Genomic DNA, 17154 nt, shown 5'->3' with positions numbered 1-17154 from the left:
ACTGTCCAACTTCCGTCTGTATCTTAAGTTTTGGATGCTTTTTCACTCAATGCGCTGTTAAACGAAGGCTGGCTACGGGCACTCTCTAGACTTAGAGGCAACGTGATAGCTTGAGGAAACAATTGTGGATGATGCATTCAGAAAAGTTGCGGCGTTAGGGCTACCTGGTGTAATGCTTGTGATTGCAATGGCTACTACGGGCTTTGCCGGAGCTGCTGCAATCACAACTGCACTTGCTGCGCTAGGCGGGCCTTTTGGGATGCTCGGTGGCATAGGAGTGTTGGGGATTACAGCTTTAGTGGCTGATTCTCTAGCAAAGGTTGGGATTGAAGGTTTTTTGAAAGGGATTTATTGCGAACGGAGAAAATCTGAATCGCAAGACAAACTTGTACGAGAAGTTCAGGGATTACCAATTTCAGGCGATTTAAAGAGATTGCTCAAAGATGTAGTGGTTTCTGGGTGTGGCTGCTAGCACTCAAACATCATGCCTAGAAAGAAAGCTGACCCTCTCCAACGCTTACTTAAGAAGTCAGTCTCAGATTTAAGCCAGAATTTAGAAAATTTTTTGGTTGATACGTTGATTGAGGTTACTCCAGAACCTCTAAAAGAATTTGTAGAGAGTTCTTTTGATAGGAGGCAAGCTGGAAGAGAATCTGAGTACCGCGATAGGTTAGCTGCGAAACTAAAGGGCAAAACTGAGGTTCAAACTCCAGACGGCAGAATCGATGTTCTTACGAAAAGGGAAGTCATCGAAGTTAAGTGTGCGCCGGATTGGAAGCATGGGCTTGGACAAGTTCTAGCCTATAGCAAGTACTATCCATCTCACGAAAAGCGGCTGCACTTATACGGGGAAGTAACTCAGCAAAGACTGAGGCAAATCAAACAGCAATGCCAAAGTCATGAGGTGGCTGTGACTTGGGAAAAATAATTTGCTTTATTGTGTTTTCAAAGGGCTTAGCGATCGCCATCTTCTCTTCAATTCAGGCAATGGCGATCGCTAAAACCCCAATCTTCTAAACAGGGGGATCGAGAATTAAGGGTAGAGCCCGCGATCGCTGACAGCTTGGGCCACTCGTCCCACAGCCAGAGTATAGGCTGCTAAGCGGAGTGGAACTTGGCGGTTTTGGGATTGCTGCAAGACACGCTGGAAGGCATACACCATCAAGCTTTCCATTTCGCGGTTTACTCGTTCTTCGTCCCAGAAGACATAGGAAAGCCCCTGCACCCATTCCAGGTAACTCACGACGACTCCACCTGCGTTAGCGAGAATATCAGGAAATACCGTAACACCTCTCGCTTCCAGGGCTTGATCTGCGGCTAATGTCACTGGGCCATTGGCTGCTTCTACGATGATCTGAGCCTTGACTTGAGCGACATTAGCTTCAGTAATTTGGTTTTCTAAAGCGGCTGGAATCAAGACATCGCAGGGAAGGAGCAAGAGATCGTCATTGCTAATCGACGTGGAACCGGGAAATCCAACTAAGCTCTTATGGTTTTCGGCAGCATAGGCTAGCAAGGCTGGAATATCCAGGCCAGCGTCAGCAAACAGACCGTTGGTACTGGTGGAGACAGCCAAAATTCTAGCGCCAGCTTCGTATAGCAACTGGGCGGCGGATCGGCCAACATTACCAAATCCTTGGATGACAATCCGGGCACCTGCCAAAGACTTGCCCTGAGCTGCTAGCGCCTCCCGGACCGTGATCATTACGCCTCGACCTGTAGCCATTTCTCGTCCGAGAGAACCACCAATTGAGATCGGTTTACCTGTCACTACTCCGGGGACAGCGTGACCTACGTTCATGGAGTAGGTGTCCATCATCCAGGCCATTTCCCGCGCGGAGGTGCCAACATCGGGCGCAGGAATATCTACAGAGGGCCCAATATCTTTGATTAACTCGTTGGTGTAGCGGCGAGTAATTCGTTCTAGCTCACTGACACTGTAATCGTTGGGATTAATGGCAATTCCCCCTTTCGCACCTCCATAAGGAATGCCTAAGAGGGCGCACTTCCAGGTCATTAGCATGGCTAGAGCCGAAACTTCCCGTAAAGTCACGGCGGGATGATAGCGTGTACCGCCTTTATAGGGACCGAGGACATCACAGTGCTGAACTCGGTGCCCCGCCAGAACTTGTACAGTACCGTTATCCAGTTTGATGGGGATCGAGACGGTGACGACTTTACGAGGATGGCTCAAGATAGCCTGTAAACCAGCATCTAGTTGAAGTTCTCTAGCGGCTTCGTCCAGATAGCTACAGGTTTGATCTAAGGGACAAATGTGGGCAGGTGAAGCAGGTTCTAGAGGCAGGAGTGATGGTGAACCCATAACATTACTCTCACAATCGCAGTCTCTCTGCGAACTGGGTATCTATCCGTAGCCTAGCCTTCTGAATGGGGATCACTCTGGATTTTGGTAAAATTCGTTACATTTTCCCTGGAGCAAAAGTGATAAGTGGTGGCTACCAAAACATAGGTGGTAGCGATCGCTAGAATTTTGATTAGGGCAAGTTTGGGTAAGCCACAAAAGTAGGCAGCATGTTACGCATTGAGCAAATCCTAAATTTCTGGTTTGGCAGTCCAGAATCAAGTAGTTATGGCAAGAGCCGCAAGATTTGGTTCGCAAAGGATCCAAATTTTGATCGAGACATCCGCGATCGCTTTCTATCCAACTACGAAGCAGCCGTGGCTGGTCACTACAATGGTTGGACAGCTTCCCCTGATGGTTGTTTGGCCTTGATATTGTTGTTCGATCAGTTTCCGCGCCATATCTTTCGGGGCGATCGCCGAGCTTATGCTACGGATGCTCAAGCTTTAATCACGGCTCAGCAAGCGATCGCGCAGGATTTTGACCAAGCTTTGTTACCTGTGCAGCGGATGTTTATTTACTTACCCTTCGAGCACAGTGAGAATTTAGAACACCAGCGCTTATCAGTAGAACTGTTTCGGCAGTTGAGTGACGATCCAGATGCTGGTGATATGTTTCCCTATGCGGTTCGCCATAAAGAAATTATTGAAGGATTTGGGCGCTTTCCCCATCGCAATCAAATTTTGGGCCGTACAACAACTCCTGAAGAAGCGGAGTTCTTGAAGCAACCGGGTTCATCGTTTTAAGTGTTTGAAATTTTGATTTGGTAGCTGTTGACAAGGTTATCGGGTTACTATGTCCACTCCTTCACCATCCTATGGCCCAGCGAATGCCGCCCCATCGGCTCAGACCGAGCAATTGCAAGGAGTGGTAGAGCGCCTGACCTTTCATTCTGAAGAGTCAGGTTACACAATCGCTCGACTCAAGGCACCGCGAGCCAGAGACCTAGTCACAATTGTCGGTAACTTCCCCAGTATTCAAGCGGGCCAAACACTTCAAATGCAAGGGATCTGGCGAGAGCATCCCAAGTTTGGGCCGCAGTTTGAGGTGACTTATTACCGAGAAACTAAACCTGCAACCCTGACAGGCATTGAAAAGTATCTAGGGAGTGGCCTAATTAAGGGGATTGGTCCTGTAACTGCCAAGCGGATTGTGGCGCACTTTGGCCTAGAAACCTTAGAGGTAATCGAAAATCAGTGCGATCGCCTAGGAGAAGTGCCCGGAATTGCCAAGAAGCGGGTCAAAATGATCCAGGCGGCTTGGGAAACTCAGAAGGCGATCAAAGAGGTGATGCTGTTTCTGCAAAGTCACGGCGTTTCTACCACTTATGCCGTCAAAATCTATAAGCAGTATGGCGCAGAAGCGATCGCCACAGTCACCAACAACCCTTACCAACTGGCAACCGATGTGTATGGCATTGGTTTCGTGACGGCAGATGCGATCGCCCGAAATCTCGGCATTGCCCCAGATTCAGAATTTCGCTACCGCTGCGGCTTGTTGCATGTTTTGTCGGAGGCGAGCGAGGAAGGCCATTGCTTTTTACCCCAGCCAGAGTTGGTAGAGCGAACGGTGCAGCGCTTAGCCTTGAGCGATCATGAGCCAGATCCAGAGCAAATTTCGGCGATCATGACCCAAATGGGTTTAGAAGATCAATTGGTGATGCAAGGTGGCTCTGGCGAGTTACAAGGTCAATTCATTTGCTATAAGCCTGCCTTTTTCCAAGCAGAGACCAATATGGCAGAGCGGTTGCGGCAATGGTTGCAGCGTCCAGTCACAGTGGATTTGCCCAGAGTCCAAGCCTGGATCGACCGCTTTACAGCCAAAACTGGATTGGCACTTTCCGAGCAACAACGCCAAGCCGTAGAAATGGCAGCCACTCAGCGGGTATTGATTCTGACTGGAGGCCCAGGTTGCGGCAAAACCTTTACGACTCGGACCATTGTGGCGCTGTGGAGAGCAATGGGAAAGGCGATCGCGCTGGCTGCCCCCACCGGACGGGCCGCGCAACGACTGAGTGAGATGACTGGACAGGAAGCCAAAACGCTACATCGCTTGTTGGAGTTTGACCCGAAGACCTTTGGCTTTAAGCGCGGCTACGACAATCCTCTAGAAACCCAGGCTGTGATCGTAGACGAATCCTCAATGTTGGATTTGTTTCTTGCCAATTCCTTGATCAAAGCTGTGCCACTGGAGGCCCAGATGTTGCTAGTCGGCGATATCGATCAGCTACCCAGTGTCGGCCCAGGCAATGTGCTGCGGGACTTGATTCGATCTGGACAAGTCCCGGTAATTCGGCTAACTAAGGTGTTTCGGCAAGCTCAGGCGAGTTACATTGTGCAAAATGCTCACCGGATTAATCAAGGACAGGTGCCACAACTCGAACCCGTTTCTGCTGTGCCTCAAACCGATTGTCTCTGGTTAGGAGCACCGCAACCAGAAGACGGTGTTCAGGCAATTCATGACCTGATTAACGACTTAATTCCACAGTTGGGTTTTGTCCCTGCCCAGGATGTGCAAGTCCTATGTCCCATGACGCGCGGCGAAGTAGGGACTCGGAATCTCAACACCGTGTTGCAACAGTTAATCAACCCTCCCTACAGCGGCAAAACCGAGATTGCCAGAGGCGGCATGACTTTACGAGTTGGCGATCGCGTGATTCAACAAGTCAATGACTACGACCGGGAAGTGTTTAACGGGGACTTAGGAGTCATTGCTGCGATCGACCCGGAAGAGCAAGAAGTAACGGTGCGATTCGGCGATCGCCTCGTCAACTACGATCGCGCTGACTTAAATGAAATTACGCTGGCGTGGGCTGTCACAATTCATAAAGCCCAAGGCAGTGAGTATCCAGTGGTGATCTTGCCCTTATATTTGCAGCACTACATGATGCTCAGCCGCAACTTGCTTTATACCGGACTGACTCGGGCCAAGCAACTTGCCTTTCTAGTGGGACCGAAAAAGGCGATCGCGATCGCGGTTAATCAAGTTAAGGACCAACAACGTTACACAGCCTTAGCGCGTCGTTTAAGGTAGTAGCAAGGCTCAATTCGCTGAACTGGTTTTTCTAAGGACTAAAGAAACTAAATTGCCGTAAAAACTTCCGGTCTGAGAAAACTCTCAAGGAAAATTATTTAGAGACAGAGTCAAAAACATGTCAATCTGATTACAAGGCTCTGACTACAAATCTCCTAAACTAAAAAACGAACCTTGAGGGCTGTTAGGTTTTAGTGCAGGCTAAGTTGTCATTATGATTGAGATTCTAGCCGCGCTCTCCGCTTCTTCAGCGGCAGGTTTAAGAATTGCTTTGCCGCTATTGATTATTGGGTTGCTGCAAGGCGAAGACTTGTGGTCTCGTGTACCAATTTTGTCTCAGGTGCCGCCGCCTGTCGTGATTGGCGTGTTGGTGAGTTGGTCGTTATTAGAAGTCTCGATTTCGAAGCGACGGTTAGGGCAGCGGGCTTTACAAATTATTCAAGTGATTTTTAGCCCCATTGTCGGAGCCTTGATGGGGATGGCGATCGCTCGCGTGGCCGCAATGTCGCCTTGGCTGGTATGGCTGATTGGTATAGTGGGTGGTCTGTTAGCGTTAGTTTTACAGTTAGTGCAAATCGGCTGGTTTTACCGCCTCCGCAAACTGCCGCTTTGGATGATTTTTGCCCAAGATAGTTTGTGCATCATCTTGGTCTTTTTTGCTTTTGATGCGCCTCGCCAAGGTGGACTAATCGCCTTACTGCTGCTGTGGCTAGCCATCCGGAGTTCTAAAGAATGGCGACGCTGGTATGCCGAGCAAGCGCATCCTCGCGATCGCCAACGGCCCCGGCGGCACAAGCAAGAACCAGATTGACAAGACTCGCTAGATAAAAGCGCGAGAGCCTAATGAGTCAGGTTATCCCGCGCTTCCACACTCGCTTAAAGCCAACTTATAGCAATCCCACAAAGTGCAGCGGCCCACGACCGCTGAGCAGTTCGATCATCAGCGCAATAAAGCCTAGCATGGCGATTCGGCCATTCCAAACTTCCGCCGCAGTCGTCATACCCCACTCCCACCGCTCTTGGGGGTACATCTTCACCATCTTCTTCATTTGGGTGACTTGAGACAAGGCGATCGGGGGAGCTTCCAATGCCTCAACGACGAGATCGGCCAAGTCCTCAATAAAACCAGGATGGGTATCGAGAGCGGGAACCCGCTGAAAATGATGAATTCCGGATGCTTCTGCTAACTCGCGGTACTCAATATCAATTTCTTGCAAGGTTTCAATATGTTCTGAAACGAAGCTGATCGGAACGATGGCTAAATCTTGAACCCCTTGAGATCCTAGTTCTGCGAGCGCATCCTCTGTATAGGGCTTTAGCCACTCTACTGGACCCACTCGGCTTTGGTAGGCCAGTGTATGAGCGTTGGGCCGATTGAGGGTTTGCATGATTAGCGCCGTGCATTCCTCAATCTCTTTCTGGTAGGGATCGCCCGCTTCTTCGACATAGCTGACAGGAACGCCGTGAGCACTGAAGAAGATATGCACTTGGTCAGGGTTAGGAAATTTATCCAGTTCCTGAGCAATTAGCTGGGCCATTGCCTGGAGATAACCAGGGCGGTTGTACCAGGACGCTACCGTTGTATATTCAACCTGATTGAGAGCGGGGTCTTCTTGCCAAAGCTTCTCGAGTAAACGGAAGCTAGAGCCACTGGTACTAATGGAAAACTGAGGGTATAGAGGCAGGATTACTAGCTTTTCAATTTGGTCGCGCTTAATCCGGGCGATCGCTTCTTCGGTGAAAGGATGCCAGTAGCGCATGCCAATGTAGACCGAGGCATCATGGCCTTTTTGCCGCAAGGAAGCTTGAATTGCTTGGGCCTGAGCTTCTGTAATCCGTCGTAGAGGGGAGCCACCGCCAATCTGACGATAGTTTTCCTGAGATTTCTTGGCTCGGCTCGTGGCGATAATCCAGGCTAGCGGCTTCTGCAACCAAGGAAATGGTAGACGAATGATTTCTGGATCAGAGAATAGGTTAAACAGGAAGGGACGGACGTCCTCCAGTTGATCAGGCCCACCTAAATTGAGCAATAGAACGCCAGTACGACCCATTGTGGTCACGATCCCCCTACCCTCTCATGTTTGTTACTGATTTTAACAATTAATTTCCTAAATCCGTTTGACATCACGGTGCTAAATACCCAACTTTAATCACTAAAGTATGTATGACGATCCCAAAGGGGTTGTGAAAGATGCACCCCTCACAAGCCGTCAATTTCATAAATTATTTAGGACTGCTATATATTTCAAGTTCTTAAAAGATTTACAACTCCTGTTAACTATTAAGTTTGCCATGACTGATGCCAATCAAGCGCTTGATGCGAAAATTCTTCAAGTAAATCAACGCCTCAAAGCGGCAAAGTTGGGACTGCAAATTGAGCGGCGGGGACAGAAGTTAAATTTGCGGGGTACTCTGCCCCCTCGACCGGATAGTTCACGTCTGCGCCCTCACCAACAACGACTGGTTTTGGGATTACCCGCTACCCCAAGCGGATTGAAGCAGGCAGAACAGGAAGTTAAGGTGATCGCGGCTCAACTCATTCAAAAGACGTTTGATTGGCGGCACTATTTAGCTGTCTCTGGCGGAGGCCGATTGTATGACCTAGATTTGCCAGAACAAATTCAGGTCTTTGAAGAACATTTCTTGATGCAGCCGCAGCGAATAAAAAACTCAGCCTCCGCCAAAACTACTTGGCGCTTCACTTATGCGCCTTATCTGCGAAAATTAGTTGCGATCGCCCAAGAGCATCCCAAATTTAGTTTGGCCGAAGCAATTTACGCCACAGTGCGCTCAACCGATGACCAGTCTCGCAGTCGTCAAGCTTGCTGTACCGCACTAAGTGCCTTGGCAGAGTTTCTCAATTTAGAGTTGCCCATTGACCTAAAATCCCTCTGGGGCAGCTATAGCCCAAATCAAACTCAAGCGCGAGAACTCCCGTCTGATGAGCTGATTGTCAAAACGTTTGAGCAAATTCCTAACCCAGCGTGGCGATTTGTCTATGGCATTATGGCGACCTATGGGTTACGAAACCACGAAGTATTTTTTTCTGATTATTCTGGTTTAAGCCAAGGGGATGCGGCGAGCACGATTCAAGTCTTGTCTACGACCAAGACTGGAAGTCATGAAGTCTGGCCGTTTTTCCCTGAATGGATCGAGCAATTCGATCTCCGCAGCATTTGCTTGCCTCCCGTAGACACTGATCTCAACCGCACGACACTGCAACGAGTTGGGCAACAAGTGACGACCCAATTTCGCCGCTATCAAGTGCCCTTCTCACCCTACGATTTGCGCCACGCCTGGGCGGTCAGAACGATCCACTTTGGTCTGCCAGATACTGTCGCGGCTCGGATGATGGGGCACTCCGTCACGGTACACACCCGTACCTACCATCAGTGGCTGACGCGACGTGACCAACAGCAAGCGGTAGAAGCAGCTCTGAACCGGACTCAGCTCAAAGCGCCACTACGTTAATTCCCCCACTCAACAGTTAGGTGGTGTACTCGGCGTTGATTTTCACATAGTCGTAGCTGAGGTCGCACCCCCAAGCGGTGCCAGAGCCAGATTCATTGCCGATGCTGACTGAGATTGTGACGACGTTTTGAGCTTGGCTTTCGCTGGTAGTCATGCGAGGGAAAGGAACTAGCTCGCCATTTTTCATCACCATCAAGTCATTACTTACCTCGGTGCTGACCACATCGGACGGTAGCATCTCTTTGGCTGTTGCTTGTTTCAGGTAGGCACTCGCAGCCGCGCGATCGAACTTCAGCGGCTGGCCTTGTTCCATCAGTAAAAAGTCACCTAACTTGATTTGCAGATTTTCCTGACCAAAAGACACTCCCGCACGACCCGCAGCAGCAGCAATGCGACCCCAGTTCGGGTCATGGCCGAAAATAGCTGATTTTACTAAGGAAGAACCGGCGATCGTGCGAGCGATTTGCCGAGCCGAGCTGTCGTCAGGCGCACCGGAGACTTGCACCTCCATTAAGCAAGTTGCTCCTTCCCCGTCGCGGGCGATCGCCTTAGCCAAATAGACACAAACCTCGGTCAACATGGCTTCTAGCTTGTCCGCATCGGGGCCAGGTTCGGTAATGGCAGGTGTGCGCGACTGACCATTGGCGAGAGCTAGCAGAGTATCGTTGGTGCTGGTATCACCATCGACTGTGATTTGGTTGAAGCTGCGATCGGCGGCGCGACTCAGCATGTCTTGCCAAAGGGGTGGGGAAACTGCGGCATCACAGGTGACGAACGCTAACATCGTCGCCATGTTGGGGTGAATCATGCCAGACCCTTTGGCAATACCCCCGATCCGTACCGGACGACCATGCAGGGTCGTTTCTAGGGCGATCGATTTAGTGACGAGATCAGTCGTAGCGATCGCTTGAGCCGCATGGTCCGAGCCTTGATCAGAAGCAGCAGCGATCAGATGCGGAATCGCGGCTTTCAAGGCTGACATGGGGATACGCTGACCAATCACGCCAGTCGAGGCTAGCAAGATCGAGTCTGAAGAAATATTCAGGGCTTGGGCTAAACTTTGGGCACTCTCGATCGCGTCAATCCAACCTTGGGAGCCAGTAGCGGCATTTGCTTGACCTGCATTACAGAGAATGGCTTGGGCACTTCCCTTCACTTGTAAGCGCTCTCGGCAGTAGTCCACACAGGCGGCTCGAACTTGAGTTGTAGTAAAAACGCCTGCCGCGATCGCCTCCGCCTCCGACAAAATCAAAGCTAGGTCGGGTAAGCCAGAAGGTTTCAATCCAGCGGCTATTCCCGCAGCCCGATAGCCTCGCGGCGCTGTGATTCCACCGGGAATTTTTCGCCAATCTGACATTGTTCCTCCTCCCACCACTGAGACGCTTGAAAGGGGATTATATCAACTGGGCGCTATTACTTCACTACATTCGGCAGGTGCAAAACTCGTCTGCTTGGGTGCAAAATTCAGTGCGCTCGCCCCTAAATGGTCAACAATGACAAATTGCCAAAGAAAAAGGGAGAGTCTGTAGCGACTCTCCCCGCCATCAGGGTGCATCTACTTATCACATTATGCCATTAAGGGGGTGTGGGGTGACACCCCTCATCAAAATTTCATCCAAAAAAAACACCAGGGTCTAATCCGACGCGGACGATCCCTGGTGAGTTCCGTTGAACAGAGGGTTATGGGTTCAGCTTTTGAGCGAGCAACTGATTAGTTAGTTTAGGGTTGGCCCGTCCACTCGTCTTCTTGAGCACCTGACCGACGAAGAAGCCTAACAGCTTGGTTTTACCACCCCGGTATTGCTCTAGTTCTTTGGGGTTGGAAGCAATCACTTCATCAATAATGGCCGCGATCGCATCAGGGTCAGAGAGTTGAGCTAAGCCGCGCTCCTCGACAATTTTGGCGGGAGAACCTCCATTAGCCAGTAGATCGGGCAGAATTTCCTTCCCGGCGTTGTTACTGATGGTGTTGTTTTCAATCAGCTTGACGAGTTCTGCCAGTGCCTCTGGTTTAAAGCCAATTTCGGTAATGCTGAGCTTGTTGGCATTCAGGTAGGCGGCAATATCGCCCATGATCCAGTTGGCCGTTGGTTTGGGGCTAGCTTGGGCGGCGATCGCGGTTTCAAAATATTCAGCCACGCTGCGATCGTCGGTCAGAACTCGCGCGTCGTAGGCGGACAAGCCCAACTCGGTTTCGTAGCGATGCCGCTTTTGAGCAGGCAGTTCTGGCAGTTCTGAGCGCCATTGCTCTAGCTGTTCCGTGGTAACTTGGATCCCAGTCAGATCGGGTTCAGGGAAATAGCGGTAGTCGCTGGAGCCTTCTTTGACGCGCATACTAATGGTGCGCTGAGAGCCTTCTTCCCAGAGACGCGTTTCTTGAACAATTCGCTCTCCAGTGGCTAGCGCTTGAGTTTGCCGTTCAATTTCGTACTCAATCGCCTTTTGAATGGCACTGAAAGAGTTCATATTTTTGATTTCGACCTTGGTGCCGAACGCTTCCTGCCCTACTGGACGGATGGAAACGTTGACATCGCAACGCAGGGAGCCTTCCTGCATATTGCCGTCACCCACGCCGAGATAACGAATAATGCGGCGGAGTTCTTGAGCATACTCAGCCGCTTCTTGGCCTGTGCGTAAATCTGGCTCAGAAACAATTTCTAGGAGAGGGACTCCGGTGCGGTTGTAGTCAACCAAGGAGAAACTAGAACCCGCTAGGCGATCGCTGCCGCCGTGGACCAGTTTGCCCGCATCTTCTTCCATGTGCAGGCGGGTAATGCCGATGCGCTTACGGGCTGGGTTGCCGTCTGAGTCTACCAGCTCAATTTCTAGCCAACCATGCTCAGCGATCGGTAAATCGAACTGAGAGATTTGGTAGTTTTTAGGTAAGTCAGGATAGAAATACTGCTTGCGATCGAATTTGCTAAAGGGAGCAATTTGGCAGTTGAGCGCCGTGCCTGTCTTAACCGCGTACTCCAGCACTTTCTGGTTCAGTACTGGTAGCACCCCTGGCATACCCATGCAGATTGGACAAATTTGGCTGTTGGGGTCACCGCCAAATTCGGTGGAGCAGTTGCAAAAGATCTTCGTGTCAGTTTTGAGCTGACAGTGGGTTTCAAGGCCAATAATCGCTTCGTACTGAGTTTTAACCGGAGCAGCAGTCGTCATGGGATACAGATTGCAGCGATGCAACAATTTGGCTCTATTGTAGCCCCGCAGCGCCTCACTCGGCGTTTTGCCAGAGCTTTTGTCCTAGATCAATGGTTCGGTGCCCACCTCTCCCCAAACTCCTCTCCGGAGCAAAGAGGGACTTTGAATCTAGCTCCCCTTCCCTTGAGGGAAGGGGCTGGGGTTAGGTCTCTTGTCTAAAGAGCCGGAAGGGCGAGGGAAATCTGTCTAAACCATTAGGATGACGAGCTTAGGCAATATTTACCAGTTGAATATCGAAAGTTAACTCCTCGCCCGCCAGAGGGTGATTAGCATCTAGAGTCACAGTGCCGTCATTGACATCCGTAATCACTACTGGAATCACGCCCCCGGTTTCTTCGCGAACTTGCAACTGTTGACCCACCTCAGGCTCTAAATCTTCCGGCATCTGCTGGCGATCGATCTCTACGACCATTTCTTCGCGGTAAGGGCCATAAGCTTGCTCGACTGGAATTTTCTCGGTTTTAGATTCTCCGGGAGCCATGCCGACAACGGCTTTCTCGAAACCAGGAATTAGATCGCCCTGACCAAGAGTGAATTGTAGTGGATCACGATTAGTCGAGGAATCAAATACAGTGCCATCATCTAGACGACCTGTGTAGTGAACAGTTACAGTATCACCAATTTTTGCTTGTGTCATTTTTTAATCTCGCGTTTCTAGTCTTGCAGTGCCAATAAGGAGGGGCTAACACTGTTTTTGTCCAGGCTGGAACTTTGCTCCTTGGGCTTAATTTCCAACGTTAGCGGATGGAGTGGTTAATCGGCTTCATTTTAGGGTCAATTTAATAATTAAATCGGTACTTTTTAAGAGCCGAGGTTGTTGAATCCGTTTCGGATCAAATCGCAGGCTAAGCTAAAGAAATTTTGTCAGAATTGATTGATTTGTGTTACTAGGTGCCGTTTTACTCAGGTGGCTCAGAATTTTTTGGTTCCTTTTATGTCGTGGAAACCTCTTGGGAAGCTATCTTGAGTGTGTATAAAAGCTACTTATCGCAACTAAAGCTCAAAAGTTGATTTACAGTTTAGCTTGTTATTAAAGTTACAAAGAAATACAGGGATTTTGATTTCTCAAAGAGGAATTGCTGGGGCACAATCTATTTAATAATTTAGATATTTCACTGCGATCGCTGCCTTAAGTACCTATCAAGATTTCTATCAATTCTGGGGTGGCTTCAGCCTGGTTTCAGAGACTTAGCAAATTGACTCAAGACGTGACAGTTCGACCGAGTAGATTCGCGAGAGCGCTAACGAGAGAAGTTGGCTCTACAGGCTTAGCAAAATGCATTTGAAATCCCGCACTCAATGCCTGAGCTTGGTCTTCTTCTCTGGCATAAGCGGTTAAGGCGATCGCAGGCATCGGTTTGACTGGGTGATGTTCCAGGGTCTTGACTCTATGAATCAGGGCATAGCCATCTTCCCCTGGCATGGCAATGTCACTAATGAGAATGTCCGGTTGAAGATTTTCGTAAGCGGCGATCGCTTCGGCGACAGAAGCAACAGCAGTCACGTTGGCTCCAGATTGCTCCAAGATCGTTTGTAGCAGTTCTCTGGCATCATTCTCATCATCAACGACTAAGACACTCACGCCCTTTAAAATGGAGGACTCTAAAGCATTGGCGATGCCCTCCAGCAAGCAGTGCGTGGAAGGCGGAAGTTCTGGGTCGGAAGCTGACAGAACTAGAGGCGGCAGCTTGACTGTAAAGGTTGCGCCTTGTCCTTCTCCAAGACTTGCAGCGCTGACTGTTCCTCCCTGCAACTCGACCAGGTGCCGCACGATCGCCAGACCCAAGCCTAAACCGCCATGCGATCGCGTACTGGTACTGTCTGCTTGTCGAAAGCGATCGAAGACGTGGGGCAAAAATTCCGCCGGAATACCTTGGCCTGTATCTTGGACCTGAATTTGAATGCAGGAGTCGATCAGCTCCAGACTAATCTCTACCTGACCACCCCTGGGAGTGAACTTAATTGCATTGGCCAACAGATTCCAGACAATTTGTTGCAGGCGATCGGGGTCTCCTAACACTTGAGTTGCCGCCTCGTTTAGCTTTGGCTCCAAGCTGATGCCTTTAGCCTCTGCTGCGGGACGCACTGCATCAGTCGCCGCCGTAATGACTGTGATTAACTCTACAGGGCGAACCTGTAGTTGTAGCTTGCCTTGCACAATCCGCGAAACGTCTAGAATATCTTCAATTAGTTGAGCTTGAGATTTGGCATTGCGCTCAATGGTTTCCAAGGCTTTCGCTGTAGTGACTTCATCAAATTTGCGGCTTCCCAGTAACCGGGACCAACCCAAAATCGAGTTCAACGGAGTGCGTAACTCGTGAGAAAGCGTGGCAAGAAACTCGTCTTTCGTCCGGTTCGCGTCTTGAGCTTCTTGGTAAAGTCTGGCGTTGTCCACGGCTAAGGCTGCCCGCCGAGCTAAGTCTTCAGCCAGGGTGAGGTCAACCGAGTTATAGTGTCGCTGAGATTCGGAAATGGTGAAAGAAATGACCCCAATAGCGCGCCCAGCCGCGATCAAGGGCACAATCATGACCGACTTGGGGTGCAAGGAGCGGATCAGCCGTAGGTAATCAGCATCGGTGGTGGAGTCAGCGATCGCCGCTTCCGACACCTCAGCCAGTAGTTGAGATTCTCCCGTCTGTAGAGCTTGGAGCACGGGGCGCAAGTGGCTGAGTCGCAGCGGATAATATTGCTGAAGTTGGCGAGCTAAATCTTCTTTGGCAGGGTCAATATGAGCCACCGTCAGAGGCCGCAGCGATTCCCCATCCTCCACCATGTCGATGACACACAAATCGGCTAGATAAGGTACTGCCAACCGAGCTAGGCTGATCAGCGTGGCTTCGTAATCCAAGGAGGCAGATAGGACCGCGCTGGCCTCGGCTAAAAATGTCGAGCGTTGTTCTGAGGCTTCGGCTACGGCGCGGGCTGCTTGCTCACAAATCAGTTGGGCTCGTTCCTCCTCAGCTTGCTTGCGTTCCGTAACATCCTGGATCTGAGCAATAAAATGTACAGGTTCGCCTTGAGAATTATGCACCAGCGAAACGTTCAGTAATACCCAAACAACGTGTCCCTGCTTGTGGAGATAGCGCTTTTCCATCTCATAAGCCTGAATCTCTCCAGTCAGCATCTGACAGACAAAAATTAAGGTTCTGTCTAAGTCGTCTGGGTGGGTGACCGCTTGAAAGTTGGTATTGAGCAATTCTGAATCTGAATAGCCCAGCATTTGGCAAAGAGAACGATTCACTTGCAAGAAGCGGCCATCTGTGGCGATCAAGGCCATTCCTACCGCTGAATCGTGGAAGGCTCCCTTAAAGCGCTCTTCGCTTTCACGCAGGGCAGCTAGCGCGGTCGTGTGTTCTACCACCATCGCTTGGCGGGCTTCAAACTCAGCGGCATGCATTACTGCTGCTGCAATGAAGCCTGCCATCAGGCGGAGCGTGTGCGTGTCTTGCTCACTAAAAGCATTGACGTTAGGAGATAGAACCTTCAGTACCCCGGCAATTCGGCGCTCGTAGCGTAAAGGTACTGCAATCATCGAGCGAGCACCTACCCGCCGATAAACCTCCGGACTGATCCGGGGATCAGTTTCAGCGTCATCACATCGTAGAATTTCCCCGGTGTGAAAACATTGTCCAGAAAAGCAGGTATCAGCTTTGACTCGCAAGCCCACGTAAGGCGCTGCCGTTCCACTGGCAACTCGATAGACCATGTCTTCGCCGTTGGGTAGCAAAATGACCGCGCCTGTAGCTGAGGTAATCTTTTGCGTTCGCTCGGCAATTAAGTTCATGACGCGCAGTAAATCTAGCTCTGCGGTGGCGATGTCATGTTGGGTATCAATAATGGCTGTCAGCCGCTCAGCGTCATCGCGCAACCAAGCTTCTGTGCGTAAGCGCTCTGAAATCTGCTCTTTTAGGGCTGAGTTAGTAGTGGAAAGTTCAGCCGTTCGTTTAATTACTTCGGCTTCTAACTGGTCGTGGGCTGCCTGAAGGGCTTCCTCGGTGCGTTTACGCTCGGTCATGTCGCGCATCAGTTTTGAGAAGCCCCGTAAGCGCCCAAAGCGATCGCGTAAGGCCGTAGTGATGCCACTGGCATAAAAACGGCTACCATCTTTTCGCACATGCCAGCGTTCGTCTTCGGCTTGGTCTTCGGCGATCGCTTGCTTAATTTCTTGGTCTGGCTTGCCCTGCTGCACATCCTCAGCCGTAAAAAAGCAAGAAAAATGCTGCTCTAAAATTTCAGCTTCTTTGTAGCCTAAGATCCGCTCGGCTCCTGGATTCCAACTCGTAATTCGGCCCCGTGTATCCAGCATGAAAATGGCATAATCTTTGACATTTTCGATTAGCAGTCGATACCGTTCCTCGCTACGGCGCAGGGTTTCTTGGTGCTGCTTTGATCTCAGCCAAAAAACTTCTGTGCCCTTCTGGGCTCTGTGGAGAGCGGCACTCAGTAGGCTAATTAAAACTCCCTCTACCGCAAAGAGACCCAGGGCAAAAGCCTGCTCTGAAGACGGCGATGTCAAGGAATCAAACGGGGCAACGTAAAAATAAGCGCAGCCCAAGGTGGCTAGCAGAGTGGCGACCATTCCAGGACCGAAGCCACCATACCAAGCGCTGGCTATGACCGCGCTAAATAGCAATAAAAATGGAACTTGTGATTCTAATAAATCAGCTAGCGGAGATTGCAGAAGTAGAGCCAATGCTACTCCTAGGACAGCAATCCCATAGCGCAGGAATAGTGAACGGTAGACTGGCAGCATGGTTCTGTACAGGCGGTAGCAGGGGAAGTTGAATCATTCCAGAAGCACCTTCAAAGGTATAGACGATTTGTGAGGGCACAAAAGTCATAAAAGGTTGACCACTGCTCTATAAGACAAGCCAATTAGAGTTAGAGCTCATCTCTCAAACTCTCCCAATCCAACCTTTAAGGTGGAGTCAGCTCAGGATTGAATAGAAATAGCTCAGGGCGCTAACTAGATTGGCTGTAGAGTTGTCGGCGATGGAAGTAAATTCGTTGCTACCAGTTAAGCCAGTCAGTCAAGTGATTGTTCATTGTCTTTAATTAATGAGTTATTCATCATGTTTTTA

At 50.2% G+C, this 17154-nt stretch carries 12 protein-coding genes; 6 read left to right on the top strand and 6 right to left on the bottom strand.

Annotation, left to right across the window (positions count from 1 at the left end; translation table 11 throughout):
* Window positions 1-124: 124 nt before the first annotated feature.
* Window positions 125-472, top strand: coding sequence for a hypothetical protein (locus NDA01_RS20310; RefSeq protein ID WP_348229392.1), 348 nt, complete (start codon window positions 125-127; stop codon window positions 470-472).
* A 12-nt stretch (window positions 473-484) separates the two neighbouring features.
* On the top strand, window positions 485-928 hold the full coding sequence (locus tag NDA01_RS20305; protein WP_348229391.1) for a hypothetical protein: 444 nt from the start codon (window positions 485-487) through the stop codon (window positions 926-928).
* 105 nt (window positions 929-1033) lie between these two features.
* Here NDA01_RS20305 and NDA01_RS20300 read toward each other — a convergent pair whose 3' ends face one another.
* Window positions 1034-2323: a Glu/Leu/Phe/Val family dehydrogenase gene (locus NDA01_RS20300; protein ID WP_348229390.1), complete on the bottom strand. Its 1290-nt coding sequence runs from the start codon at window positions 2321-2323 to the stop codon at window positions 1034-1036.
* Window positions 2324-2532: 209 nt separating this feature from the next.
* Between NDA01_RS20300 and NDA01_RS20295 the strand changes: the two genes are divergently transcribed.
* The 3 genes from NDA01_RS20295 (at window position 2533) to NDA01_RS20285 (ending at window position 6206) form a co-directional block, all read left to right on the top strand.
* Window positions 2533-3108, top strand: coding sequence for a DUF924 family protein (locus NDA01_RS20295; RefSeq protein WP_348229389.1), 576 nt, complete (start codon window positions 2533-2535; stop codon window positions 3106-3108).
* 49 nt (window positions 3109-3157) lie between these two features.
* Entirely contained in the window at window positions 3158-5395 is a 2238-nt protein-coding gene (recD2, locus tag NDA01_RS20290; protein WP_348229388.1) for an SF1B family DNA helicase RecD2, read from the top strand.
* A gap of 214 nt (window positions 5396-5609) precedes the next feature.
* Window positions 5610-6206: a DUF4126 domain-containing protein gene (locus NDA01_RS20285; RefSeq protein ID WP_348229387.1), complete on the top strand. Its 597-nt coding sequence runs from the start codon at window positions 5610-5612 to the stop codon at window positions 6204-6206.
* A gap of 76 nt (window positions 6207-6282) precedes the next feature.
* On the opposite strand, the gene hemH is transcribed toward NDA01_RS20285, so the two are convergent.
* On the bottom strand, window positions 6283-7446 hold the full coding sequence (gene hemH, locus NDA01_RS20280) for a ferrochelatase (protein ID WP_348229433.1): 1164 nt from the start codon (window positions 7444-7446) through the stop codon (window positions 6283-6285).
* Between the two features lie 241 nt (window positions 7447-7687).
* Here hemH and NDA01_RS20275 point away from each other — a divergent pair, with 241 nt between their 5' ends.
* Window positions 7688-8866: a site-specific integrase gene (locus NDA01_RS20275; protein ID WP_348229386.1), complete on the top strand. Its 1179-nt coding sequence runs from the start codon at window positions 7688-7690 to the stop codon at window positions 8864-8866.
* 16 nt (window positions 8867-8882) lie between these two features.
* Here NDA01_RS20275 and argJ read toward each other — a convergent pair whose 3' ends face one another.
* The 4 genes from argJ to NDA01_RS20255 all read right to left on the bottom strand — a co-directional run bounded on the left by argJ (window position 8883) and on the right by NDA01_RS20255 (window position 16826).
* On the bottom strand, window positions 8883-10223 hold the full coding sequence (gene argJ / locus NDA01_RS20270; RefSeq protein WP_348229385.1) for a bifunctional ornithine acetyltransferase/N-acetylglutamate synthase: 1341 nt from the start codon (window positions 10221-10223) through the stop codon (window positions 8883-8885).
* Between the two features lie 323 nt (window positions 10224-10546).
* Window positions 10547-12031 carry an Asp-tRNA(Asn)/Glu-tRNA(Gln) amidotransferase subunit GatB gene (gatB, locus tag NDA01_RS20265; RefSeq protein ID WP_348229384.1) on the bottom strand — a complete coding sequence of 495 codons (1485 nt, stop codon included), beginning with the start codon at window positions 12029-12031 and terminating at the stop codon, window positions 10547-10549.
* A gap of 250 nt (window positions 12032-12281) precedes the next feature.
* Window positions 12282-12710 carry an FKBP-type peptidyl-prolyl cis-trans isomerase gene (locus NDA01_RS20260; RefSeq protein WP_190438017.1) on the bottom strand — a complete coding sequence of 143 codons (429 nt, stop codon included), beginning with the start codon at window positions 12708-12710 and terminating at the stop codon, window positions 12282-12284.
* 564 nt (window positions 12711-13274) lie between these two features.
* On the bottom strand, window positions 13275-16826 hold the full coding sequence (locus NDA01_RS20255; protein WP_348229383.1) for a PAS domain S-box protein: 3552 nt from the start codon (window positions 16824-16826) through the stop codon (window positions 13275-13277).
* Window positions 16827-17154: the final 328 nt, after the last annotated feature.

This window comes from Trichocoleus desertorum AS-A10, from assembly GCF_039962155.1.
Taxonomy (GTDB): domain Bacteria; phylum Cyanobacteriota; class Cyanobacteriia; order FACHB-46; family FACHB-46; genus Trichocoleus.
Note: the sequence above shows the minus strand (reverse complement) of the source record. Positions and strands in the feature narration are given on the sequence as shown.

Bases quoted from the DNA above. Each gene is read 5' to 3' on its own strand.
- argJ (WP_348229385.1), bottom strand. From the start codon at position 10,223: ATGTCAGATTGGCGAAAAATTCCCGGTGGAATCACAGCGCCGCGAGGC.
- gatB (WP_348229384.1), bottom strand. From the start codon at position 12,031: ATGACGACTGCTGCTCCGGTTAAAACTCAGTACGAAGCGATTATTGGC.
- NDA01_RS20300 (WP_348229390.1), bottom strand. From the start codon at position 2,323: ATGGGTTCACCATCACTCCTGCCTCTAGAACCTGCTTCACCTGCCCAC.
- NDA01_RS20305 (WP_348229391.1), top strand. From the start codon at position 485: ATGCCTAGAAAGAAAGCTGACCCTCTCCAACGCTTACTTAAGAAGTCA.
- NDA01_RS20275 (WP_348229386.1), top strand. From the start codon at position 7,688: ATGACTGATGCCAATCAAGCGCTTGATGCGAAAATTCTTCAAGTAAAT.
- hemH (WP_348229433.1), bottom strand. From the start codon at position 7,446: ATGGGTCGTACTGGCGTTCTATTGCTCAATTTAGGTGGGCCTGATCAA.
- NDA01_RS20255 (WP_348229383.1), bottom strand. From the start codon at position 16,826: ATGCTGCCAGTCTACCGTTCACTATTCCTGCGCTATGGGATTGCTGTC.
- NDA01_RS20295 (WP_348229389.1), top strand. From the start codon at position 2,533: ATGTTACGCATTGAGCAAATCCTAAATTTCTGGTTTGGCAGTCCAGAA.
- recD2 (WP_348229388.1), top strand. From the start codon at position 3,158: ATGTCCACTCCTTCACCATCCTATGGCCCAGCGAATGCCGCCCCATCG.
- NDA01_RS20260 (WP_190438017.1), bottom strand. From the start codon at position 12,710: ATGACACAAGCAAAAATTGGTGATACTGTAACTGTTCACTACACAGGT.
- NDA01_RS20285 (WP_348229387.1), top strand. From the start codon at position 5,610: ATGATTGAGATTCTAGCCGCGCTCTCCGCTTCTTCAGCGGCAGGTTTA.